Source organism: Streptomyces ficellus (assembly GCF_030406405.1).
Lineage (GTDB): Bacteria > Actinomycetota > Actinomycetes > Streptomycetales > Streptomycetaceae > Streptomyces > Streptomyces ficellus_B.
This window is the reverse complement of the sequence record NZ_JAUEPL010000021.1, coordinates 61,785-83,095: the sequence shown is the minus strand read 5'-3', so window position 1 is coordinate 83,095 and position 21,311 is coordinate 61,785. Positions and strand designations below refer to the sequence as shown.

Genomic DNA, 21,311 nt, shown 5'->3' with positions numbered 1-21,311 from the left:
GGTCGCCACAGCGCGGGGTGGTCGCCACAGCGCGGAGGCGGGTATTACGCGGAGCGCTCGCGCACCCGCTTGGCCAGCGCCGCCGTGGCCGCCGCCGGGTCGTCCGCCTCCGTGATCGCCCGGACGACGACGATCCGGCGGGCACCGGCCTCCAGCACCTGGTCCAGGTTGTCCGCGTCGATACCGCCGATCGCGAACCAGGGCCGCTCCGGGGCCAGCGACGCCGCGTACCGCACGAGGCCCAGCCCGGGCGCGTACCGCCCCGGCTTGGTCGGGGTGGGCCAGCAGGGGCCCGTGCAGAAGTAGTCCACGCCGGGCTCGGCGACCGCCACGTCGACCTCCGCCTCCGCGTGCGTGGAGCGGCCCGTCAGCACCTCGTCGCCGAGGATCGCGCGAGCGGCCGGGACGGGCAGATCGCCCTGCCCCAGGTGCAGCACGTCGGAGCCGATGGCGTGCGCGACGTCGGCCCGGTCGTTCACCGCCAGCAGCTTGCCGTGGCGGCGGCAGGCGTCCGCGAAGACGGCCAGGTGCTCCAGCTCCTCGCCGGCCTCCATGCCCTTGTCCCGCAGCTGCACGATGTCCACGCCGGAGGCGAGCACGGCGTCGAGGAACTCGGGCAGGTCGCCCTGGCGCTTACGGGCGTCCGTGCAGAGGTACAGCCGGGCGTCGGACAGCCGGGCGCGCGCGGTGGACGCGGCGCGATCGGTGGACGCGGCGGGTGCGGTGGATATGGCGCGTGTGGTGGACATGAGGTGCTCCCCCCGTTGGTGTGGCGGTGTACGGGACGGTACGGGACGGGTGCCCCGGCCCGGCCCGCACACCGCCTGGTGTCGGCGTCCGCCGGCGGACGCCGGACTTCCCGGCGGGCGCCGGACTTCCCGGCAGGACCCGGACTTCCCGGCGGCGCCGGACTCCCCGGCACGCGCCGGACTTCCCGGCAGGCGCCGGATCTCTTACCAGTGCGTCAGACGGCGAGCGCCTGGGCGCGGCGCTTCACCTCCGTGCCGCGATTCTCGCTGAGCGCCTGCGCGGGCGTGCCCGGCAGGCTCGGGTCGGGGGTGAAGAGCCACTCCAGCATCTCTTCGTCGGTGAAGCCGTCGTCCTTCAGGAGCGTCAGGGTCCCGGCGAGCCCCTTGACGACCCTGCCGTCCTTGATGAAGGCGGCAGGCACCTGGAGCGTCCGGTTCTCACCGCGGCGCACGGCGATCAGCTGGCCCTCCTTGACCAGCTGCCGCACACGCGTCACCTCGACATCGAGCATTTCCGCGATGTCGGGCAGGTGGAGCCAGGCGGGGACGAGAGCATCGATCTTTGCGTCAATCTCGGTCACAGGACAAGCGTGCCATCCCGCACTGACAGTCGGTAGCCGGGCTAGGCCGGACCGGCTGCTCCGCTACCCCGAGCGGCCGACTTCAGCGGAACGGAGGGGTCCGCGACCAGCCCGGGATCGAGCGGCGTGCCGGACTCGATGAGCTTGCGCCCCTGGGCCAGGTCGCGCGGGCGGCCCACCGCCAGCAGCGCCACCAGGGCGTCCTGGCGCAGCCACGCCACCGACCACGCGGCGGCGGCCGGGTCGCCCCGCCACACCATCGTGTCGGCGACCGGGTGGTACCCCGCGTACTGCACGAAGCGTCCGAACTGCTCCGACCAGAAGTACGGCACCGGGTCGTAGGGCCGCTGGGCCTCGCCGGCGATGTCCGCGGCGACGGTGCGCGGACCCTGGAGGGCGTTGTCCCAGTGGTGCACCAGCAGCCGCTCGCCGTAGCGGGCGGAGGGGAAGGAGGCGCAGTCGCCGACGGCGTACACATCGGGGGCGGACGTGCGCAGACGGTCGTCGGCGACGATCGCGCCGTCCCGTCCGAGGGCGATGCCGGAGCCGGCCAGCCATTCGGTGGCGGGCCGGGCCCCGATGCCGACGACCACGGCGCCCGCCGGCAGCAGCCGGCCGTCCTCCAGGGCGACCTCGCCCGGCTCGACGTGCGCCACGCGCGCGTGCGTCAGGAGCTTGGCGCCGCTCTCCTCGTACCACTCGGCCATCGGGGCGGCGACCTCGGCGGGCAGGGAGCCCGCGAGCGGCCGCTCGGCGGCCTCCACGACGGTGACCGCGCAGCCCGCCTCCCGGGCGGCCGTCGTGAACTCGGCGCCGATCCAGCCGGCGCCGACGACCACGATGTCGTGCTTCCCGGCCAGGACCGGCCGCAGCCGCTCGGCGTCGTCCAGGGTGCGCAGCAGATGCACGCCGCGCACGCCCTCGGTGCCGGGCAGGGTGAGGGGCCGGGCGCCGGTGGCGATGACCAGGACGTCGTACGGGACCGGCCCGGCCTCCGTGTCGATCTCGTGCGCGTCGGGGCGTACGGCGGCGACCTCGACGCCCAGGCGCAGGTCGACGCCGAGCGCCTCGAAGTCCACGTCGAAGGCCGAGCCCTCCGCCGTACCGAGCAGGACCGCCTTGGACAACGGCGGCCGGTCGTACGGCTGGTGCGGCTCGGCGCCGATCAGGAGCACGGGCCCGGTGTGCCCCTGTTCACGCAGCGCCACCGCCGTCTGCACGCCCGCCATTCCGGCACCCACGATGACGACGCGCCGCTGGGCTTTCATCCGCTCGCTCACGCGCCCACCTTACGCAGCTGACAGAGCGTCAGGCAGGCGGCCCCTCGACCGCGCCGGTGCCGTGCGCGCCCGTCCGCCGGCGCCACCACCGTGGAGACGCGGTGCTCCGACGAGGCCGCCCGTGGAGCGGCCGGGCACGGGGAGCTCCCTTACCGCGAGTCGGGGGAGGGGTTAGTCTGGCCACCGCAGAGCACTCGCGGGAGCCCGGACGCACCGGGCTGAGAGGGAGGCTGGGACGGCCTCCGACCGTACGAACCTGATCCGGGTCATGCCGGCGAAGGGAGGGGCTGGACGCCCATGCATCCACGTACGACGTCAGACGTCCTGGTCATCGGGGGCGGAATCATCGGCCTGGTCACGGCCTGGCGCGCGGCGCAGCGCGGGCTGCGCGCCGCCGTCGCCGACCCGGAGCCCGGCGGCGGGGCCGCGCGGGTGGCGGCGGGCATGCTCGCCGCGGTCACCGAGCTGCACTACGGCGAGGAGACGCTGCTCGGCCTCAACCTGGCCTCCGCCCGCCGCTACCCGGAGTTCGTCGCCGAGCTCCAGGAGGCGGCCGGTGGCATGGACGTGGGCTACCGCGCGTGCGGCACGCTCGCCGTCGCCCTCGACGCCGACGACCGCGCCCATCTGCGGGAGCTGCACGCGTTGCAGCGCCGGTCCGGACTGGACTCGGAGTGGCTGACCGGCCGCGAGTGCCGCCGCCTGGAGCCCATGCTGGCGCCCGGCGTGCGCGGCGGGCTACGGGTGGACGGCGACCACCAGGTCGATCCGCGGCGCCTCGCGGCGGCCCTGGTGGCCGCGTGCGAGCGGGCCGGGGTGGTCTTCCACCGCGCCTGGGGGGAGCGGCTGTCGGTGGTACGGGACCGGGCGGCGGGGGCCGTTCTGGCGGACGGTACGGAGCTCGCGGCCGGGCAGGTGGTGCTGGCCGCGGGCAGCCTGAGCGGGCGGCTCGGCGGCGTACCGGAAGAGGTGCTGCCGCCGGTGCGGCCGGTCAAGGGGCAGGTGCTGCGGCTGTCGGTGCCTCCCGCGTACGCGCCGTTCCTGTCGCGGACGGTCCGGGCGGTGGTGCGCGGCAGCCATGTGTACCTGGTGCCGCGCGAGAACGGCGAGCTGGTCGTCGGCGCGACCAGCGAGGAGCTCGGCTGGGACACCACGGTCACCGCCGGCGGGGTGTACGAGCTGCTGCGCGACGCCCACGAGCTGGTGCCCGGCATCACCGAGCTGCCGCTGACCGAGACCCGCGCGGGGCTGCGGCCGGGCTCGCCCGACAACGCGCCGCTGCTCGGCCCGACCTCGCTGCCGGGGCTGCACCTGGCGACCGGGCACTACCGCAACGGGGTGCTCCTGACGCCCGTCACGGGGGACGTGATGGCCGAGGTGCTCGTCACCGGGGAGCTGCCGGACGAGGCCCGCGCCTTCGCCCCCGCGCGTTTCGCCCCGCTCGCCACCGTGGACCGCACGTCCCCTTCCGTCTCCTCCGTCTCCTCCGTCTCCGTAGGAGTGTCATGAACGTCTCCGTGAACGGCGAGAGCCGACGGCTCGCCGAGCCCACCACTCTCGACGCGCTCGTCGCGACGCTGACCACCGCGCCGTCCGGCGTCGCGGCCGCCGTCAACGAGACCGTCGTCCCGCGCAGCCAGTGGTCCGGGACGCTGCTCGGCGAGGGCGACCGGGTCGAGGTCCTCACCGCCGTCCAGGGGGGCTGAGCCATGGCCGACGACCGTCTCACCATCGCCGGGACCACCTTCGTCTCCCGGCTGATCATGGGTACGGGCGGGGCGCCCAGCCTCGACGTACTGGAACGCTCGCTGACCGCGAGCGGCACGGAACTGACGACCGTGGCGATGCGCCGCCTCGACCCGACCGTCCAGGGCTCGGTGCTGTCCGTCCTGGGCAAGCTCGGTATCCGTGTCCTGCCGAACACGGCCGGCTGCTTCACGGCGGGCGAGGCCGTGCTGACGGCCCGCCTCGCGCGTGAGGCGCTCGGTACCGACTGGATCAAGCTGGAGGTCGTCGCCGACGAGCGGACGCTGCTGCCCGACCCGATCGAGCTGCTCGACGCGGCCGAGACGCTGGTCGACGACGGCTTCACGGTCCTGCCGTACACCAACGACGACCCGGTGCTCGCGCGCAAGCTGGAGGACGTCGGCTGTGCGGCGATCATGCCGCTGGGTTCGCCGATCGGGTCGGGCCTCGGTATCCGCAACCCGCACAATTTCCAGCTGATCGTGGAGCACGCGCGCGTGCCGGTGATTCTGGACGCGGGTGCCGGTACGGCGTCGGACGCGGCGCTGGCGATGGAGCTGGGGTGCGCGGCGGTGATGCTGGCGTCGGCGGTGACGCGGGCGCAGGAGCCGGTGCTGATGGCCGAGGCGATGCGGCACGCGGTGGAGGCGGGACGCCTGGCGTACCGGGCGGGACGGATTCCGCGCCGTCACTTCGCGGAGGCGTCCTCCCCTGTGGAGGGCCGCGCGTCCCTGGACCCGGAGCGGCCGGCGTTCTAGGCGTGCTCCGGGCCGGTGGCCCGGCCCGGGTGTCACAGGTCGGCCGCGGTCGCGGGGGTGTGCACACGGCGGTGAGGGGTGTCGGTGGGGGCTCGTAGACTCGGCCGGGTGGATACGACCCTGCACGACCCGCTCGTCGGCCAGCTGCTCGACGGCCGCTACCGAGTCGACGCGCGCATCGCCGTCGGTGGCATGGCCACGGTGTACCGGGCCGTCGACACCCGGCTCGACCGGAGCCTCGCCCTGAAGGTGATGCACCCGGCCCTCGCGACCGACGCGACGTTCGTCGAGCGGTTCATCCGCGAGGCCAAGTCGGTGGCGCGGCTCTCGCACCCCAATGTGGTCGGCGTCTTCGACCAGGGTGCGGACGGGGCGTATGTGTACCTCGCCATGGAGTACGTGGCCGGCTGCACCCTCCGCGACGTCCTGCGCGAGCGCGGCGCGCTCCAGCCGCGGGCCGCGCTCGACATCCTGGAGCCGGTGCTCGCCGCGCTGGGCGCCGCGCACCGGGCGGGTTTCGTGCACCGCGACATGAAGCCGGAGAACGTCCTGATAGGGGACGACGGCCGGGTCAAGGTCGCCGACTTCGGGCTCGTACGGGCGGTCGGCGCGGCCACCAGCACCACCGGCTCCGTCCTCGGCACGGTGTCGTACCTGGCGCCCGAGCAGATCGAGCACGGCACGGCCGACACCCGCGCGGACGTGTACGCCTGCGGTGTCGTCCTGTACGAGATGCTGACCGGCGCCAAGCCGCACGCGGGCGACACGCCCGCCCAGATCCTCTACCGGCACCTGAACACGGACGTCCCGGCGCCGTCCGCGGCCGTGCCCGGCCTCGCGGCCGACCTGGACGAGCTGGTGGCGAGCGCCACCGCCCGCAACCCGGACATCCGCCCGCACGACGCGGTGGCGCTCCTCGCCCAGGCCCGCGAGACCCGCGCCCTGCTCGGTGACGACGAGCTGGACCTGATCCCGCCGCAGGCGCGCACCGGACCCGCGGCGCGCAGCGAGCAGGCGGCTGACGGCTCGGAGGACCCCACGAGCGTGATCGCCCGTGACCTGCCGGGCGAGCACCAGCCGGTCCTGCACACCAGCCGGCTGGAGACGCCCCCGAGCCCCGGCCCGGGGCGGGGGCCGCACCCGGTCCGTCACCCCCGCCGCGGCCTGATAGCCGCCGTGGTGGCCGTCCTGCTGGTCCTGGGTGTCGGAGCGGGCGTCTGGTACATCAACTCGGGACAGTTCACCCACGTCCCCGCCGTCCTCGGCCAGACCCAGGCGGAGGCGGAGCAGCGGCTCGCGGACGCCGGGCTGGACGTCAAGAGCGTCGAGCGGGACTACAGCAGCGCCTACAAGCCCGGCACCGTGATGGGCACCGACCCCGCGCCCGGCGAGCGCGTCCGCGGCAACGGTTCCGTGACGCTCACCCTCTCCCGTGGCCCCAGGGTCGTGAAGGTCCCCAACGTCAGGGGCACCCCGCTGGACGAGGCCAGGCGTGAGCTCACCAAGGCGGGACTGGCCCCGGGGGTCGTCACGCGGGCGTTCAGCCAGGAGATCGCACAGGGGTCGGTGATCAGCACCGACCCGCAGCCCGGCACCCGGCGCAACCCCGACTCCGCGGTCGCCCTCGTCGTCAGCAAGGGCGCCCCGGTCGACGTCCCGGACGTCACCGGCGCCACCCTGGCCGCCGCGACCCGTACGCTGGAGGACGCCGGGCTCACCGTGAAGGTCGCCGCCGCGCGGGTGCACTCCGCCCAGGACGCCGGATCGGTCGCCAAGCAGTCCCTGGCGCAGGGCACCCGGACCGCCAAGGGCGACACGGTCACGCTCACCCTCTCCAAGGGCCCGCGCATGGCCGACGTCCCGGACGTGACCGGCCGGAACGTCGACGAGGCCACGCGCGAGCTCAAGGACGCCGGCTTCGAGGTGAAGGTCGAGAAGACCTTCCCGTTCCTCGGCGACACCGTGAGCGGGCAGTCCGTCGCGGGCGGCGACCGGGCGCCCGAGGGCAGCACCATCACCATCCAGATCAAGGGACTCTAAAAGCGCATGCTCCCCCAAGCTCCCGGCTCCCCTCGACCGGGGGGCGCCGCCCGCCCTGTCGGCAGCCATGTCGCCGTGGCCGGCGGCCTCGCGAAGACCGGCCTCACCTACGCCCGCGAGGTCGGCGCCGAGACCGTCCAGGTCTTCGTCGCCAACCCGCGCGGCTGGGCCACGCCCGCCGGGAACCCGGCCCAGGACGAGCTGTTCCGCGCCGAGTGCGCGGCGGAGGGCATACCGGCGTACGTCCACGCCCCCTACCTGATCAACTTCGGCTCGCACACCGAGGCGACGGTCGAGCTCTCCGTGCGGTCCCTGCGCCACTCGCTGCGCCGCGCCCGCGCCATCGGCGCGCTGGGCGTGGTGGTGCACACCGGTTCGGCGACCGGTGGCCGCCCGCGCGAGGAGGCCCTCGCGCAGGTACGCACGCACATGCTGCCGCTGCTGGACGAGCTGACGCACGACGACGACCCGTTCCTGCTGCTGGAGTCGACGGCCGGTCAGGGCTCCTCGCTCTGCTCCCGCACCTGGGACTTCGGCCCGTACTTCGACGCGCTGGACGCCCACCCCCGGCTGGGCGTCTGCCTGGACACCTGCCACATCTTCGCGGCCGGGCACGACCTCACCGCGGAGGACGGCGTACGGCAGACCCTCGACCTCCTGGTCGGGACGGTCGGTGAGGGCCGGCTCAAGCTGATCCACGCCAATGACTCGAAGGACGTCGTGGGCGCCCACAAGGACCGTCACGCGAACATCGGCGCGGGTCACATCGGTGAGGAGCCCTTCCGCGAGCTGATGCGCCACCCGGCCACCGAGGGCGTACCGCTGATCATCGAGACGCCCGGCGGCAAGGAAGGACACGCGGGGGACATCGAGCGGCTGAAGAAGCTCAGGTGACGCACACGCCTGGCGGAGTGTCCGGGCCGGCCTATGTCGCCCTGTCATGGGCGGGCGCGGTCACCCTCACCAGGTATTACAGCTCTGGGCCGTCCCCCGGCTCCTCCTGGTAGGAGTAACGCTGTTCCCGCCACGGGTCGCCGATGTTGTGATAGCCGCGCTCCTCCCAGAAGCCGCGGCGATCGGCGGTCATGTATTCCACGCCCCGGACCCACTTGGGCCCCTTCCAGGCGTACAGGTGCGGCACGATCAGCCGCAGCGGGAAACCGTGCTCGGCGGTGAGCAGCTCACCGTCCTTGTGCGTGGCGAAAATCGTGCGCTCCGACGCGAAGTCGGAGAGCCGCATATTGGCACTGAAGCCGTACTCCGCCCACACCATCACATGGGTGGCATTCGCCGCCGGCGGGGCGAGTTCCAGGATCGTACGAGCGGGAACCCCGCCCCACTCGGCGCCCAGCATGCTGAATTTCGTGACGCAGTGCAGATCGGCCACGACCGTCGAGAACGGCAGGGCGGAGAATTCCTCGTGGTTCCAGCAGTGCTTGTCGCCGTTGGCGGTGGCGCCGAAGACCCGGAACTCCCAGCGGTCCGGCTTGAACTTGGGGACCGGCCCGTAATGGGTGACCGGCCAGCCGCGCTGGAGCCGCTGCCCCGGCGGAAGCTCGGGCTCTCCTGCTGCCCGGTGTTCCCCGCTCCCTGGCTGACCCATGTCTCAATGGTGACAGACCGGGAAGGGTGGTCATGACCAGGTACGAGTCCGATCGGGGCAACTCATACTAAGCATGCACTTACTGGACGACCCTCTCCAGCGGTGCGAGGATGCGCGGCATCTGCCCCTTTCACACGCGCGGAAGGAGCCTCTGCGATGCAGGGCGACCCCGAGGTCATCGAATTCCTCAACGAGCAGCTGACCGCCGAGCTGACGGCGATCAACCAGTACTTTCTGCACGCGAAGATGCAGGAGAACTTCGGGTGGACGAAGCTCGCCAAGTACACCCGTGCGGAGTCCTTCGACGAGATGAAGCACGCCGAGGTGCTCACCGACCGGATTCTCTTCCTGGAGGGCCTGCCGAACTACCAGCGGCTCTTCCACGTCCGCGTCGGCCAGACGCTCACGGAGATGTTCCAGGCGGACCGGCAGGTCGAGGTCGAGGCGATCGACCGGCTCAGGCGCGGCATCGAGGTCATGCGCAACAAGGGCGACATCACGTCCGCGAACATCTTCGAGTCGATCCTCGCGGACGAGGAGCACCACATCGACTACCTCGACACACAGCTGGAGCTGGTCGAGAAGCTCGGCGAGGCGCTGTACATCGCCCAGCTGATCGAGCAGCCCGACAGCTGACAGCCGGCGGCTGGCGGCTGGCGGCTGACAGCGGGGCGCTAGGCCGCTTCGGGCAGCGGCTCGGGGAGCTGGACGGCCTCGATGGCCTCGATGGCCTCGGCGAGCACGCCGGTGTCCACGGCGTCAGCCGTCAGCGCCGGCCTGCCCTGGTCCACCAGCTCGCGGCGCGGGCAGTTGCCACGGCCGAGAATCGCCTGGATCCGGCGTACGCAGGAACCGCAGTCCGTGCCGGCCTTGCAGGCCGACGCGATCTGGCGGGGCGTGCAGGCGCCGGCGTCCGCGTGTTCCTTGACCTGCTTCTCGGTGACACCGAAGCACGAGCAGACGTACACGCGGCTCACCTCCCTGCGGGATCGATGCTGGACCCCCCGTTGATCGGTGAGGCTAACCTAACCTTACCCATAGCCCAGGGCGCGCAAAAGCCCGGGAAACGGCGATGGGGCGCGGATCACATGGATCCGCGCCCCATCGGCACGTCAAGGCTGTATTCAGCCAAGATCAACGGTCATTCAGATCACTGGTCGCGGTACATCTCCGCCACCAGGAACGCCAGGTCCAGCGACTGGCTGCGGTTGAGCCGCGGGTCGCAGGCCGTCTCGTACCGCTGGTGCAGGTCGTCGACGAAGATCTCGTCGCCGCCGCCCACGCACTCGGTGACATCGTCACCGGTCAGCTCGACGTGGATGCCGCCCGGGTGCGTACCGAGCTCCTTGTGCACCTCGAAGAAGCCCTTGACCTCGTCCAGGACGTCGTCGAAGCGGCGCGTCTTGTGGCCGGAGGCCGCCTCGAAGGTGTTGCCGTGCATCGGGTCGGTCACCCAGGCCACCGTGGCGCCCGAGGCCGTGACCTTCTCGACCAGCTCGGGGAGCTTGTCGCGGACCTTGTCGGCGCCCATACGGACGATGAAGGTCAGCCGGCCCGGCTCCCGCTCGGGGTCGAGGCGGTCGATGTACGTCAGCGCCTCGTCGACCGTCGTGGTCGGACCGAGCTTGATGCCGATCGGGTTGCGGATCTGCGACGCGAACTCGATGTGCGCGCCGTCCAGCTGGCGGGTGCGCTCACCGATCCACACCATATGGCCCGAGGTGTCGTACAGGTGACCGGTACGGGAGTCGACGCGGGTCAGCGCCGACTCGTAGTCCAGCAGCAGCGCCTCGTGCGAGGCGTAGAACTCCACCGTGCGGAACTCGGCCGGGTCGGTGCCGCAGGCCTTCATGAAGTTCAGCGCGTTGTCGATCTCGCGCGCCAGCTGCTCGTAGCGCTGCCCCGACGGGGACGACTTCACGAAGTCCTGGTTCCAGGCGTGCACCTGGCGCAGGTCGGCGTAACCGCCGGTGGTGAAGGCGCGCACCAGGTTCAGCGTCGAGGCGGACGCCTGGTACATGCGCTTGAGCCGCTCCGGGTCCGGAATACGGGCCTCTTCGGTGAAGGCGAAGCCGTTGACCGAGTCGCCGCGGTACGTCGGCAGCGTCACGCCGTCGCGGGTCTCGGTCGGCTTGGAGCGCGGCTTGGAGTACTGGCCGGCGATCCGCCCCACCTTGACGACGGGGACGGAGGCGGCGTACGTCAGCACGGCGCCCATCTGGAGCAGCGTCTTGAGCTTGTTACGGATGTGGTCGGCGGACACGCCGTCGAAGGCCTCGGCGCAGTCGCCGCCCTGGAGCAGGAACGCCTCGCCCCTGGCGACGGCTCCCATCCGGGCGCGCAGCTGGTCGCACTCGCCCGCGAAGACGAGCGGCGGATACGACTCGAGGTCCGCGATCACATCGCGCAGAGCCTCGGCATCGGGGTACTCGGGCTGCTGCGCCGCGGGAAGGTCTCGCCAGGTGTTGCCACCGGTAGGGGTGGACTTAGCGTTCACGGTCACCTGCACAACCTTACGGGGTATCCACATACGTCCATCTGCGCGCTCACCTGATGAGACAAGAATCATCAGGTAGGGTTCGCGGCATGTTCGCGCAGACGACCCAGAACTGGTGGTGGACCGCTCATCCGGCGGCCCCTCCCCACGCTCTTCGAGCTGGGGGACACCCCAGTTCGCGCGATTGATCGACGCGAAGGCCGCCCGAGGGGCGGCCTTCTTCCGTTTCGTACGGGCCGTTCCTCTCCACCTCCCTTGGAAGGAACGCATCGCATGGACCCCAGCACGGTTCTCGCCCGGCTGCTCGACGACTCCTGCCCGCCCTTCGCCCTGCTGCGCCGCCGCACCCCCGGCCGCGATGACGCCACTGTGGAGGTGCTGATCGGTGCCGTGCGGGAGGCCGAGCGGCTGGCCGACCTGCCGGTGACGGAGCGCCGATCCCTCGCCCTGGTGCCGTTCCGGCAGCTGCGGGAGCGGGGCTTCAAGGTGCGGGACGACGGCACGCCCCTGTCCGTGCTCGTCGCCGACGAGTCGTACGAGCTGCCGCTCTCCGACGTGCTGGAGCGGCTGCCTGCGCATGACGTGACGGTCGAGGCCGGCGCCTTCGACGTCTCCGACGAGGAGTACGCCGGGACCGTGCGCCGGGTGATCGAGGAGGAGATCGGGCGGGGCGAGGGGGCCAACTTCGTCATCCGCCGTACGTACACGGGCCGGATCCCCGGGTTCGGGCGGCGGGACGCGCTCGCGCTGTTCCGGCGACTGCTGGCCGGGGAGCGGGGGGCGTACTGGACGTTCGTCGTGCACACCGGGGACCGGACGCTGGTGGGGGCCAGCCCCGAGGTGCACGTGCGGATGTCCGGCGGGACCGTCGTGATGAACCCGATCAGCGGCACCTACCGCTATCCGGCCGGCGGGCCGACCCCCGAGGGCCTGCTGCGCTTCCTCGCCGACCGCAAGGAGACCGACGAGCTCTCCATGGTCGTGGACGAGGAGCTGAAGATGATGTGCACGGTCGGCGACAGGGGCGGAGTGGTCGTCGGGCCCCGGCTGAAGGAGATGGCCCACCTCGCGCACACCGAGTACGAGCTGCGCGGCCGGTCCTCCCTGGACGTACGGGACGTGCTGCGCGAGACGATGTTCGCGGCGACGGTCACCGGCTCGCCCGTCCAGAACGCCTGCCGGGTCATCGAGCGCCATGAGCGGGGCGGACGGGGGTACTACGCCGGCGCGCTCGCCCTGCTCGGTACGGACGCGGGCGGGGCGCAGACCCTGGACTCGCCGATCCTGATCCGTACCGCCGACATCTCCGCGGCCGGTGAGCTGCGCGTCCCGGTCGGGGCGACCCTGGTGCGGCACTCCGACCCGGACGGTGAGGTCGCCGAGACGCACGCCAAGGCGGCGGGGGTCCTGGTGGCGCTGGGGGTCCGTCCCGGACGGCCGCGTGAGGAGGCGGCGGGGCCCCGGCTCGCGGACGATCCGCGGGTACGGGCGGCGCTGGACGCCCGCCGCGCGGACCTGGCGCCGTTCTGGCTGAGGATGCGGGACCGGCCGGCGGAACTGGGCGGGCACGCGCTGGTGGTGGACGGGGAGGACACGTTCACCGCGATGCTCGCGCATCTGCTGCGCTCCTGCGGCCTGGACGTCACGGTCCGCCGCTTCGACGAGCCGGGGCTGCGGGAGGAGGCGCTCGCGCACGAGGGGCCGGTGGTCCTGGGCCCCGGCCCGGGCGACCCGGGCGACCTGGCCGATCCGAGGATGCGGTCGCTGCGGGCGCTGGCGGCCGAGCTCGTGCGCGGCCACCGGCGCGGCCTGCTGGGGGTGTGCCTGGGCCATGAGCTGATCGCGGCCGAGCTGGGGCTGGACGTCGTGCGCAAGCGTGTGCCGTTCCAGGGCGCGCAGGTGCGGATCGACCTGTTCGGCAGGGAGGAGACGGTCGGCTTCTACAACAGCTTCACGGCCCGGTGCGACGACGAGACGGCCGCCGGGCTGGCGCCGCACGGCGTCGAGGTGAGCCGCGACCCGGCGACCGGCGAGGTGCACGCGCTGCGCGGGCCGGGCTTCGCGGGCGTTCAGTTCCATCCCGAGTCGGTGCTGACGCTGCGGGGCGCGTCGGTCGTCCGGGAGCTGATGCGGGCGCTGGACGTCAGCCTCCGCTGACGCCGAGGGAGCGGACCAGGACCAGGGTCCGCCCCTCCGCCCCCCTCCGCCCCCTCCGCGCTTTCGCCCCCGCCTTCGCCGACGTCACCCACACCGACACCGACACCGACACCGTCAGCCGAAGAAGACACCGACCTCCGTGTACAGCGCCGGGTCGACCGTCTTGAGCCGCGCGGTCGCCTCGCCGATCGGCACGCGGACGATGTCGGTGCCGCGCAGGGCGACCATCGTGCCGAAGTCGCCGTCGCGGACCGCGTCGATCGCGTGCAGCCCGAACCGGGTGGCGAGCCAGCGGTCGAAGGCGCTCGGTGTGCCGCCGCGCTGGACATGCCCGAGGACGGTGGTCCTGGCCTCCTTCCCGGTCCGTTTCTCGATCTCCTTGGCGAGCCACTCCCCCACCCCCGAGAGCCGGACGTGCCCGAAGGAGTCCAGCGTCTGGTCCTTGAGGACCAGGTCGCCGTCCCTGGGCACGGCCCCTTCGGCGACGACCACGATCGGCGCGTACGACGCCCTGAAGCGGGAGGTCACCCAGGCGCAGACCTGGTCCACGTCGAAGGGCTGCTCCGGAATGAGGATGACGTTGGCCCCGCCGGCCAGCCCCGAGTGCAGGGCTATCCAGCCGGCGTGACGCCCCATCACCTCGACCACCAGGACGCGCATATGGGACTCGGCCGTGGTGTGGAGGCGGTCGATGGCCTCCGTGGCGATGCCGACGGCCGTGTCGAAACCGAAGGTGTAGTCGGTGGCGGACAGGTCGTTGTCGATGGTCTTCGGTACGCCGACACAGGGAATGCCGTACTCGTCCCAGAGGCGCGCGGCGACCCCCAGGGTGTCCTCGCCGCCGATCGTGATCAGCGCTTCCACGCCGTACGCGGCGAGGGTGTCCTTGACGCGGCGGACACCGTCCGGCGCCGTGAGGGGGTTGGTGCGCGAGGAGCCGAGGATGGTGCCGCCGCGTGGCAGGATGCCGCGCACGGCCGGGATGTCGAGCCGTACGGTGTCGCCGTCGAGGGGCCCGCGCCAGCCGTCGCGGAAGCCGGTGAAGTCGTAGCCGTACTCCTGGACGCCCTTGCGGACGATGGCGCGGATGACCGCGTTGAGGCCGGGGCAGTCCCCGCCCCCGGTCAGAACTCCGACCCGCATGGAATGTTCCCTTCGCCGTGTGGAGACGATGGAGGCGTACGCGGGCCACGGTAATGGTGACCCATGTCACTCCGGGACGGTACGAAGGGTGAATTCCGGGCGGGCGTAGGGAAGTTACGCGCCGCCGCGCGGGCTACGCGTCGTCCAGGCCGCGTTCTATCGCGTACCGCACGAGCTCGACCCTGTTGTGCAACTGGAGCTTGCCCAGGGTGTTCTGGACGTGGTTCTGGACGGTGCGGTGCGAGATGACCAGGCGCTCGGCGATCTGCTTGTAGCTCAGGCCCTTGGCGACCAGCCGCAGCACCTCGGTCTCCCGCTCGGTGAGCTGCGGGGCCTTCGGCTCGTCCGCCCCGGCGGCGGGCGTGGGATCGGAGGCCAGGCGGCGGTACTCGCCGAGGACCAGACCGGCCAGGCCGGGTGTGAAGACGGGGTCGCCGAGGGCGGTGCGGCGCACGGCGTCGATCAGCTCCTCCGTGCTGGCCGACTTCAGCAGGTACCCGGTCGCGCCGGACTTCACCGCTTCCAGGACGTCGGCGTGCTCGCCGCTCGCGGACAATACGAGCACCCGCAGCGCGGCGTTGGCGCCGACGAGTTCCTTGCAGACCTGGACGCCGGGCTTGGCGGGCAGGTTCAGGTCCAGGACCAGCACATCGGGGCTGGTGGCCTGGGCGCGGCGCACGGCCTGTTCGCCGTCCCCGGCGGTGGCGACCACGTCGAAGCCGGCCTCGGACAGGTCGCGGGCGACCGCGTCCCGCCACATCGGATGGTCGTCGACCACCATCACCTTGATCCGCTGCTGTTCGCTCATCGTCCTGCCTTCCCCCGTGCGGTCCTCGCCTTCGGGACCTTCAACTCGACTTCCGTGCCCTGCCCCGGCACCGAGACCAGCTCGGCCGTGCCGCCCAGGTCCCGCAGCCTGCCCCGGATGGACTGCGCGACCCCGAGCCGCCCTTCGCCCTCCGCCTGCGCGAGCCGACCTTCCGGGATGCCCGGGCCGTCGTCCCGTACCGTCACGATCACCTCGTCCGGCCAGTCCTCGACCAGGATCCAGGCCCGGGCGTCGGTGCCCGCGTGTCTGTGGACATTGTCCAGGGCGGCACTGACAGCGGCCGCCAGCTCCCTGGCCGCAGGGGCCGGGAGCAGCACCGGAGCGCCCGGTTCCGAGAAGGTCACGCGGGCCCCGGCGTGCTGGGCGAGCAGGGTGCGCAGATCGGCCGGGCCGCCGGTGTCGCCGGTGTCGGGCTCGTCCACGACCCGGACGACGGCGCCCTGCGACTCGTCCTCCGAGACGTGCGAGGTACGGGTCAGGCCGCCCGCGACCAGGGTGCGCAGCGCGACTTCCTGCTCCCCCGCCATCCGGCCCAGCTCGGCGGCCTCGCCGCCCAGCGCGGTGCCCCGGCGCTGCACCATGGCCAGCACCTGGAGCACGGAGTCGTGGATGTCACGGGCCAGCCGCTCGCGCTCGCGGGTGGCCGCATCGATCTCCAGGGCGCGGGCGAGGGTGCGTTCGGAGGCGCGGGCGACCTCGACGACGTACCCGATGGCTATGGAGGCGACCCACACCAGCAGCACGTTGTGCACGGTGTCCCGGCTGGGGTGGCCGCGTTCGACGATGTTGGCGACGGCGACCAGGGACGAGGCGAACCCGGCCCAGCGCCAGCCGCCCTTGATGGCGTACGCGAGGACCGACCCTGCCGTCCATATGGACGGCAGGGTGGGGCCGTCCATGGTCCGCGCCTGCGCGTCGGCGAGCGGGGTCAGCAGGATGCCGGTGAGCGCGATGGTCAGGTCGGCGACGAGGAAGCGCTTGGTGCAGCTCGCCGCGTTCGCCACCTTGGGGAGGGTCACCAGCGTCCAGAGGCACATCACCACGAGGAAGCCGACGGCCACCCAGGGGCGCTCGAAGGCGTCGCGCGCCGAGACGAACAGGAGGACCGCGTACACCATGGTGAGGACGCGGTAGGCGGTCAGGGCCCGCCACAGCGGCTGCTCGACGGACATGCGCACGACGCGCTCGCGCTTGGCCAACTCCCCCACCCCTGGACGACGTATGAACGGCTGAACGGCGCGGTTACGCGCCGGACGGGTCCCGCTCGGCCTTCGCGGCCCTGCCGGCGGCCTTGGCCTTCTCCGCGTCGGCGATATGCCGCTTGGCCGCCGTGGCGTAGATGTCGACGTACTCCTGGCCGGACAGCTTCATGATCTCGTACATCACCTCGTCGGTGACCGAGCGCAGGATGAAACGGTCCCCGTCCATGCCGTGGTAGCGGCTGAAGTCCAGCGGCTTGCCGATCCGGATGCCCGGGCGCATCAGCTTGGGGATGACCTTGCCGGGGGGCTGGATCTTCTCGGTGTCGATCATCGCGACGGGGATCACCGGCGCGCCGGTGGCCAGCGCCACGCGCGCCAGCCCGCCGGGCTTGCCCCGGTAGAGCCGGCCGTCGGGGGAGCGGGTGCCCTCCGGGTAGATACCGAAGAGCTCACCGCGCTCGATGACCTCGATGCCGCTCTTGATGGCGGCCTCGCCGGCGCCGCGCGCACCCGAACGGTCCACCGGCAGCTGGCCGACGCCCTTGAAGAACGCGGCGGTGAGCCTGCCCTTCAGCCCGGGTGAGGTGAAGTACTCGGCCTTGGCGATGAAGGTCACCTTGCGGTCCAGGACCGCGGGCAGGAAGAAGGAGTCGGAGAAGGACAGGTGGTTGCTCGCGAGGATCGCCGGCCCCTCGGCGGGAATGTTCTCGAGGCCCTCCACCCAGGGCCTGAAGGCGAGCTTCAGTGACCCCCCGATGGAGAACTTCATTGCGCCGTAGATCAACTCGAGTGCCTCCTGTGTTCCGTCGATCAGACCTTAACCCGTGCGGCACCCGCTCCCCCTCCCCCGGCCCTCGCGGGCGGTGACGGCTCTGGTCGGTGTCAGTCCGGTCGCGTACGGTGAAGACACCCTTCCTGGATCCACCGGATTTCCCGGGTCCCCGGATCCCGGAACCATCGAATGTCCAGACCATCGAACCCCCGAACAGGAGACCCCGGTGCCGGTCCTCCCTGGAGCCGAGCCGTACCGCCATGAGGGCGGAGAGGTCGGCGTGCTGCTCTGTCACGGCTTCACCGGTTCGCCGCAGTCGCTGCGGCCCTGGGCCGAGTATCTGGCCGCCCGCGGCCTGACGGTGTCGCTTCCGCTGCTGCCCGGGCACGGCACACGCTGGCAGGACATGCAGGTGACGCGCTGGCAGGACTGGTACGCGGAGGTGGACCGGGAGCTGCGCGCGCTGCGGGAGCGGTGCGCCCAGGTGTTCGTCTTCGGCCTGTCCATGGGAGGCGCGCTGACGCTGCGGCTCGCCGCCAGGCACGGGGACGCGGTGCGGGGCGTCGCTCTGGTGAACCCGGCGAACAAGGTCCATGGGGTGATGGCGCACGCCCTGCCGGTCGTCCGCCACCTCGTCCCCTCGACCCGGGGCATCGCGAGCGACATAGCCAAGGAGGGCGTGGCGGAGATCGGGTACGACCGGGTGCCGCTGCACGCGGCGTACTCCCTGCGCCAGTTCTTCCGGGTGGTGGACGCGGAGCTGCCGCAGGTCACGCAGCCGGTGTTGCTGATGCACAGCCCCCAGGACCATGTCGTGCCGCCCGCCGACTCGGCGCGGATCCTCAGCCGGATCTCCTCCACGGACGTCACGGAGATCCTGCTGGAACAGAGCTACCACGTGGCGACGTTGGACCACGACGCGGAGCGGATCTTCGAGGAGAGTCACGCCTTCATCGGCCGGCTCGCTCCGAGCGTCGGCACTATGGGGTCCCCCATGCCGGAGGCCAGGGGAGGGAGCACGACCGGTGGCTGAACAGCACGACTCGGACAAGCGGGACGAGCAGCCGTTCGACGAGGAGGCGGCGTGGGCGGCGATCGTCGCCGGGTACGGCGAGGAGCCGGCCGACCCTCCCGGTGCCAAGCCGTTCAAGCCCGTCCAGGACCTGGCCCTGCCGGAGGACACCATCAACGAGGTACCGGAGGGCACGTCCGCCGAGCGCCCGGAGGCCGGTGAGCCGGGGGAGTCCGGTGAGCCCGGGGAGTCCCGGGAGCCGGACAGGCCGCTGGGCGGGTCGGTGGTGTTCGCCCCTGGCGTGGGCATGGGCGGCCCGCGCGACTACGAGGTGGCCGAGGCGAAGGACGACGACCTCGACGACACCGACGAGGGCCACTTCGTACCGCCGGAGCCGCCGCCGCTGCCGGAGGCGGACACCACCGCCAAGTTCGCCTGGCTCGGGGTGATCGGCGGCCCGGTGCTGATGCTGATCGCCGTGATACTGCGCTGGGACATGACCTGGTGGCTCACCACGCTGTGCGTCGGCGGCTTCCTGGGAGGGTTCGCCACCCTGGTGGCCCGTATGCGGGACGGCGACGACGAGGACGACGATCCGGGCCGCGGCGCGGTGGTTTAGTTCTCCGGATCTCCGTTCACGGGCGGCACCCTCAGGGCGGCGAGCACCGGGAGGTGGTCCGTGGCCGCGCGGAGGTCCGCGTCCGTGACGCCCGCGAGGCCGTGCGGGACGCCGCAGCCGAGCACCTCGATCCCCTTGGTGGCGAAGATCGCGTCGATCCGCTGACGCGGCTCCCCGGGGGTCGAGGTGTACTCGCCTCCCCAGGGCCGCACGGCCCGGCAGTCCTGGAGCTCGGCCGCCAGGCGGCGGAAGGAGCGCCCCTCGGGCCGTTCGTTGATGTCGCCGGCCGCGATGGCGTGCGGCGCGTCCAGGGCGGCCAGCCGCTCCAGGACCATCCCGGCCTGGGCGTAGCGCTCGTCCTCCCGGAGGCTGAGATGGCAGCTGAGCAGGCCGATGCGGGCGCCCCCGATCCGTACGACGGCCGTCGCGAAGCCGCGCCGGTGCAGACCGGGCGTGAGCGGCAGCAGCACGTCCTCGGTGCGCTCCACGGTCGCCCGCAGGGAGCACAGCAGCAGCGGCCCGGAGGCGGTCGCGCCGCCGCTCAGCACCATCAGGCCGCTCTTGGCGGCGAGCCGGGCGGCGTGTTTGCGCCAGCGGAAGAAGCGGGGCGCCTCCTGGACGAAGACCAGGTCGGGTGCGCAGGCCCGGATCACCCGCGCCAGCGCGTCCTCGTCGTCGCGCATCGAGCGGATGTTGTAGCTGAGCGCCCGGATCACGGCCGAACCGTCCGGCTCGGTGCGGGACTTGGGCAGTTCGGTGACCGTCATACGAGCACGATATGACGGTGCCCGCCGCATCCGGTCGAGGACGCGGCGGGCACCGCCATACGTGCGGGGACCTCAGCCCTGGCGGGCCAGGTCCGCCGCGCCGACCAGGCCGGCCTCGCCGCCCAGCTGGGCGGCCAGCACCTGGGCGTGCGGCCGCCACCGGCCGCCGATCAGCCAGCGCCGGAAGGACTTGCGGATCGGGTCGAGGACGAGCTCGCCCTCGTCGGAGACGCCGCCGCCCACGATGAACGCGGAGGGGTCGAACAGGGAGGCCAGGTCGGCCAGGCCCGCGCCGGCCCAGCGGGCCAGCTCGCGGAAGGAGTCGACGGCCACCGGGCAGCCCTGGCGGGCGGCCTGGGAGACGTGCTTGCCCTCGATGCCCTCGGGGGTGCCGTCACCGAGGGCGAGCAGGATCGTGGCGTTCTCGGGGGTGGCGTTGGCGCGCTGCCTGGCGTACCGCACGAGGGCGCGTCCCGACGCGTACTGCTCCCAGCAGCCCTGGCTGCCGCAGCCGCACAGCAGGCCGTCCGGGACGACCCGGATGTGGCCGAACTCCGCGGCCACGCCGAAGCGGCCGCGGCGCAGCTTGTTGCCGATGATGATGCCGCCGCCGAGACCGGTGCCGAGCGTGATGCAGATGACGTCCTCGTGGCCCTTGCCGGCGCCGAACTTGTACTCGCCCCAGGCCGCGGCGTTGGCGTCGTTCTCCACGACCACCGGGAGGCCGACGCGCTGCTCGACCTTGTCCTTGAGCGGCTCGTGGCGCCAGTTGATGTTCGGCGCGAACAGGACGGTGGCGCGCTTGTCGTCGACGTACCCGGCGGCGCCGATGCCGACCGCCTCGATGTCATGGCCCTTGCCGGCCTCGGACACGGCCGCGCAGATCGCGTCGACGATGCCTTCGGCGGTCGGCGGGGTCGGCACCTTGTGGGTGTCGAGAATGGTGCCCTCTTCGTCGACCACGCCGGCCGCGATCTTCGTGCCGCCGATGTCGACGCCGATGGTGAGTCCCATGTGTCCCTCAGTTTTCGGTCGAGCCCCGCTACGGCCAACCGTACCCGAGGGCGGGTACGGGCCCGTCAGTCAGTCCAGGTCGATGTGCTCGCTCCCGGCGGGACCGCCGTCGCCCTTCCGCTCGCCCGCCTCGGGGGCGTCGGGACCGCGGGTCCAGCGGCGCTCGTGGCCCTCGACGGCGGAGCGGTACGCGGCGAGCAACTCGTTGCCGGCGGCCGCGAGGTGGTCGAAGACCTGGGGGTTGCGTTCGATGACCGGCTCGACGGCGGCCTTGGCCTGGTCGACGAGCTGCTGTACGGCGTTCTGGGCGCCCATGCCGAGCAGCGGCGTGCGCAGCGAGGCGACCTTGTCGGCGACCGCGTCGACGAGCTTGCGCAGCTCGTCGGCGGCGGCGCCGGGCGGCGGGGCGCTCTGCCCGTGGCGGCGGGCCTTCTCGGCTTCCAGGTCCTCGGCGCAGGCCCTCGCCCAGGCGTCGGCGTCGGGATGCTGGGTGGCATCGCTCATGGCGTACTCCTGCGGCTGCGTGACGTGGTACCTCCGAC

23 protein-coding genes and 1 riboswitch are annotated in these 21,311 nt (G+C 72.4%); of the genes, 10 read left to right on the top strand and 13 right to left on the bottom strand.

What is annotated here, in order from left to right; all coding sequences use genetic code 11:
• Positions 1-44 precede the first annotated feature (44 nt).
• The 3 genes from thiE to QWM81_RS15950 form a co-directional block, all read right to left on the bottom strand.
• On the bottom strand, positions 45-749 hold the full coding sequence (thiE, locus tag QWM81_RS15960) for a thiamine phosphate synthase (protein WP_290112647.1): 705 nt from the start codon (positions 747-749) through the stop codon (positions 45-47).
• A 215-nt stretch (positions 750-964) separates the two neighbouring features.
• Entirely contained in the window at positions 965-1,330 is a 366-nt protein-coding gene (locus QWM81_RS15955; RefSeq protein ID WP_290112645.1) for an Rv2175c family DNA-binding protein, read from the bottom strand.
• Between the two features lie 41 nt (positions 1,331-1,371).
• Positions 1,372-2,598 (bottom strand): NAD(P)/FAD-dependent oxidoreductase, encoded by a 1,227-nt coding sequence (locus QWM81_RS15950; RefSeq protein WP_290112666.1) that lies wholly within the window; start codon positions 2,596-2,598, stop codon positions 1,372-1,374.
• Positions 2,599-2,796: 198 nt separating this feature from the next.
• Positions 2,797-2,910, top strand: a riboswitch (TPP riboswitch).
• Here QWM81_RS15950 and thiO point away from each other — a divergent pair.
• From thiO to QWM81_RS15925, 5 genes are all read left to right on the top strand, one after another.
• A complete protein-coding gene (gene thiO, locus QWM81_RS15945) occupies positions 2,908-4,119 on the top strand; it encodes a glycine oxidase ThiO (protein ID WP_290112643.1) in 1,212 nt (403 codons plus the stop codon). It overlaps the preceding riboswitch by 3 nt.
• Complete coding sequence (gene thiS / locus QWM81_RS15940) at positions 4,116-4,316, top strand: sulfur carrier protein ThiS (protein ID WP_290112642.1); 201 nt, start codon at positions 4,116-4,118, stop codon at positions 4,314-4,316. The genes thiO and thiS overlap by 4 nt, the downstream gene beginning before the upstream one ends.
• Positions 4,317-4,319: 3 nt before the next feature.
• On the top strand, positions 4,320-5,114 hold the full coding sequence (locus tag QWM81_RS15935; protein WP_290112641.1) for a thiazole synthase: 795 nt from the start codon (positions 4,320-4,322) through the stop codon (positions 5,112-5,114).
• Between the two features lie 108 nt (positions 5,115-5,222).
• On the top strand, positions 5,223-7,154 hold the full coding sequence (gene pknB / locus QWM81_RS15930; RefSeq protein WP_290112640.1) for a Stk1 family PASTA domain-containing Ser/Thr kinase: 1,932 nt from the start codon (positions 5,223-5,225) through the stop codon (positions 7,152-7,154).
• A gap of 6 nt (positions 7,155-7,160) precedes the next feature.
• Positions 7,161-8,048 carry a deoxyribonuclease IV gene (locus QWM81_RS15925; protein WP_290112639.1) on the top strand — a complete coding sequence of 296 codons (888 nt, stop codon included), beginning with the start codon at positions 7,161-7,163 and terminating at the stop codon, positions 8,046-8,048.
• A gap of 76 nt (positions 8,049-8,124) precedes the next feature.
• Here QWM81_RS15925 and QWM81_RS15920 read toward each other — a convergent pair whose 3' ends face one another.
• A complete protein-coding gene (locus QWM81_RS15920) occupies positions 8,125-8,757 on the bottom strand; it encodes a sulfite oxidase-like oxidoreductase (RefSeq protein ID WP_290112638.1) in 633 nt (210 codons plus the stop codon).
• Between the two features lie 156 nt (positions 8,758-8,913).
• Here QWM81_RS15920 and bfr point away from each other — a divergent pair, with 156 nt between their 5' ends.
• Positions 8,914-9,393 carry a bacterioferritin gene (bfr, locus tag QWM81_RS15915; protein ID WP_290112637.1) on the top strand — a complete coding sequence of 160 codons (480 nt, stop codon included), beginning with the start codon at positions 8,914-8,916 and terminating at the stop codon, positions 9,391-9,393.
• 38 nt (positions 9,394-9,431) lie between these two features.
• On the opposite strand, the gene QWM81_RS15910 is transcribed toward bfr, so the two are convergent.
• Both QWM81_RS15910 and QWM81_RS15905 read right to left on the bottom strand, forming a co-directional pair.
• Positions 9,432-9,734, bottom strand: a complete 303-nt coding sequence (locus tag QWM81_RS15910; RefSeq protein WP_290112636.1) for a (2Fe-2S)-binding protein — start codon at positions 9,732-9,734, stop codon at positions 9,432-9,434.
• A 173-nt stretch (positions 9,735-9,907) separates the two neighbouring features.
• Positions 9,908-11,287: a class II 3-deoxy-7-phosphoheptulonate synthase gene (locus QWM81_RS15905; protein ID WP_435372376.1), complete on the bottom strand. Its 1,380-nt coding sequence runs from the start codon at positions 11,285-11,287 to the stop codon at positions 9,908-9,910.
• A 23-nt stretch (positions 11,288-11,310) separates the two neighbouring features.
• Here QWM81_RS15905 and QWM81_RS29130 point away from each other — a divergent pair, with 23 nt between their 5' ends.
• The gene (locus tag QWM81_RS29130) at positions 11,311-11,442 is read left to right on the top strand and encodes a trp operon leader peptide (RefSeq protein ID WP_353938308.1); all 132 of its coding nucleotides are present in this window, start codon (positions 11,311-11,313) and stop codon (positions 11,440-11,442) included.
• Positions 11,443-11,527: 85 nt separating this feature from the next.
• Positions 11,528-13,411 (top strand): anthranilate synthase family protein, encoded by a 1,884-nt coding sequence (locus QWM81_RS15900; protein WP_290112635.1) that lies wholly within the window; start codon positions 11,528-11,530, stop codon positions 13,409-13,411.
• Between the two features lie 114 nt (positions 13,412-13,525).
• Here the strand turns inward: QWM81_RS15900 and QWM81_RS15895 are convergent, their stop codons facing one another.
• From QWM81_RS15895 to QWM81_RS15880, 4 genes are all read right to left on the bottom strand, one after another.
• Positions 13,526-14,554: a 6-phosphofructokinase gene (locus QWM81_RS15895; protein WP_290112634.1), complete on the bottom strand. Its 1,029-nt coding sequence runs from the start codon at positions 14,552-14,554 to the stop codon at positions 13,526-13,528.
• Positions 14,555-14,687: 133 nt separating this feature from the next.
• On the bottom strand, positions 14,688-15,362 hold the full coding sequence (locus QWM81_RS15890; protein WP_290112633.1) for a response regulator: 675 nt from the start codon (positions 15,360-15,362) through the stop codon (positions 14,688-14,690).
• Complete coding sequence (gene macS / locus QWM81_RS15885) at positions 15,359-16,582, bottom strand: MacS family sensor histidine kinase (RefSeq protein ID WP_290112632.1); 1,224 nt, start codon at positions 16,580-16,582, stop codon at positions 15,359-15,361. Before macS ends, QWM81_RS15890 begins: the two co-directional genes overlap by 4 nt.
• Positions 16,583-16,625: 43 nt before the next feature.
• Complete coding sequence (locus QWM81_RS15880; protein WP_290112664.1) at positions 16,626-17,354, bottom strand: lysophospholipid acyltransferase family protein; 729 nt, start codon at positions 17,352-17,354, stop codon at positions 16,626-16,628.
• 229 nt (positions 17,355-17,583) lie between these two features.
• Between QWM81_RS15880 and QWM81_RS15875 the strand changes: the two genes are divergently transcribed.
• Positions 17,584-18,390: an alpha/beta hydrolase gene (locus QWM81_RS15875; RefSeq protein WP_290112631.1), complete on the top strand. Its 807-nt coding sequence runs from the start codon at positions 17,584-17,586 to the stop codon at positions 18,388-18,390.
• Positions 18,383-18,988 (top strand): hypothetical protein, encoded by a 606-nt coding sequence (locus QWM81_RS15870; RefSeq protein ID WP_290112630.1) that lies wholly within the window; start codon positions 18,383-18,385, stop codon positions 18,986-18,988. Before QWM81_RS15875 ends, QWM81_RS15870 begins: the two co-directional genes overlap by 8 nt.
• On the opposite strand, the gene QWM81_RS15865 is transcribed toward QWM81_RS15870, so the two are convergent.
• The 3 genes from QWM81_RS15865 to QWM81_RS15855 form a co-directional block, all read right to left on the bottom strand.
• Positions 18,985-19,755: an endonuclease/exonuclease/phosphatase family protein gene (locus QWM81_RS15865; RefSeq protein ID WP_290112629.1), complete on the bottom strand. Its 771-nt coding sequence runs from the start codon at positions 19,753-19,755 to the stop codon at positions 18,985-18,987. The two genes, QWM81_RS15870 and QWM81_RS15865, sit on opposite strands and share 4 nt — an antisense overlap.
• Positions 19,756-19,827: 72 nt before the next feature.
• Positions 19,828-20,769, bottom strand: a complete 942-nt coding sequence (locus QWM81_RS15860) for an ROK family glucokinase (RefSeq protein ID WP_290112628.1) — start codon at positions 20,767-20,769, stop codon at positions 19,828-19,830.
• 69 nt (positions 20,770-20,838) lie between these two features.
• Positions 20,839-21,273 (bottom strand): DUF5304 domain-containing protein, encoded by a 435-nt coding sequence (locus QWM81_RS15855; RefSeq protein ID WP_290112627.1) that lies wholly within the window; start codon positions 21,271-21,273, stop codon positions 20,839-20,841.
• Between the last annotated feature and the right edge of the window lie 38 nt (positions 21,274-21,311).

Excerpts from the sequence above, each read along its gene's own strand:
- QWM81_RS15865 (WP_290112629.1), bottom strand. The coding sequence starts at position 19,755 with ATGACGGTCACCGAACTGCCCAAGTCCCGCACCGAGCCGGACGGTTCG.
- QWM81_RS15860 (WP_290112628.1), bottom strand. The coding sequence starts at position 20,769 with ATGGGACTCACCATCGGCGTCGACATCGGCGGCACGAAGATCGCGGCC.
- QWM81_RS15905 (WP_435372376.1), bottom strand. The coding sequence starts at position 11,287 with ATGTGGATACCCCGTAAGGTTGTGCAGGTGACCGTGAACGCTAAGTCC.
- QWM81_RS15920 (WP_290112638.1), bottom strand. The coding sequence starts at position 8,757 with ATGGGTCAGCCAGGGAGCGGGGAACACCGGGCAGCAGGAGAGCCCGAG.
- bfr (WP_290112637.1), top strand. The coding sequence starts at position 8,914 with ATGCAGGGCGACCCCGAGGTCATCGAATTCCTCAACGAGCAGCTGACC.
- thiO (WP_290112643.1), top strand. The coding sequence starts at position 2,908 with ATGCATCCACGTACGACGTCAGACGTCCTGGTCATCGGGGGCGGAATC.
- QWM81_RS29130 (WP_353938308.1), top strand. The coding sequence starts at position 11,311 with ATGAGACAAGAATCATCAGGTAGGGTTCGCGGCATGTTCGCGCAGACG.
- QWM81_RS15935 (WP_290112641.1), top strand. The coding sequence starts at position 4,320 with ATGGCCGACGACCGTCTCACCATCGCCGGGACCACCTTCGTCTCCCGG.
- QWM81_RS15880 (WP_290112664.1), bottom strand. The coding sequence starts at position 17,354 with ATGAAGTTCTCCATCGGGGGGTCACTGAAGCTCGCCTTCAGGCCCTGG.
- thiS (WP_290112642.1), top strand. The coding sequence starts at position 4,116 with ATGAACGTCTCCGTGAACGGCGAGAGCCGACGGCTCGCCGAGCCCACC.
- QWM81_RS15925 (WP_290112639.1), top strand. The coding sequence starts at position 7,161 with ATGCTCCCCCAAGCTCCCGGCTCCCCTCGACCGGGGGGCGCCGCCCGC.
- QWM81_RS15950 (WP_290112666.1), bottom strand. The coding sequence starts at position 2,598 with ATGAAAGCCCAGCGGCGCGTCGTCATCGTGGGTGCCGGAATGGCGGGC.
- QWM81_RS15890 (WP_290112633.1), bottom strand. The coding sequence starts at position 15,362 with ATGAGCGAACAGCAGCGGATCAAGGTGATGGTGGTCGACGACCATCCG.
- QWM81_RS15895 (WP_290112634.1), bottom strand. The coding sequence starts at position 14,554 with ATGCGGGTCGGAGTTCTGACCGGGGGCGGGGACTGCCCCGGCCTCAAC.
- QWM81_RS15855 (WP_290112627.1), bottom strand. The coding sequence starts at position 21,273 with ATGAGCGATGCCACCCAGCATCCCGACGCCGACGCCTGGGCGAGGGCC.
- thiE (WP_290112647.1), bottom strand. The coding sequence starts at position 749 with ATGTCCACCACACGCGCCATATCCACCGCACCCGCCGCGTCCACCGAT.
- QWM81_RS15900 (WP_290112635.1), top strand. The coding sequence starts at position 11,528 with ATGGACCCCAGCACGGTTCTCGCCCGGCTGCTCGACGACTCCTGCCCG.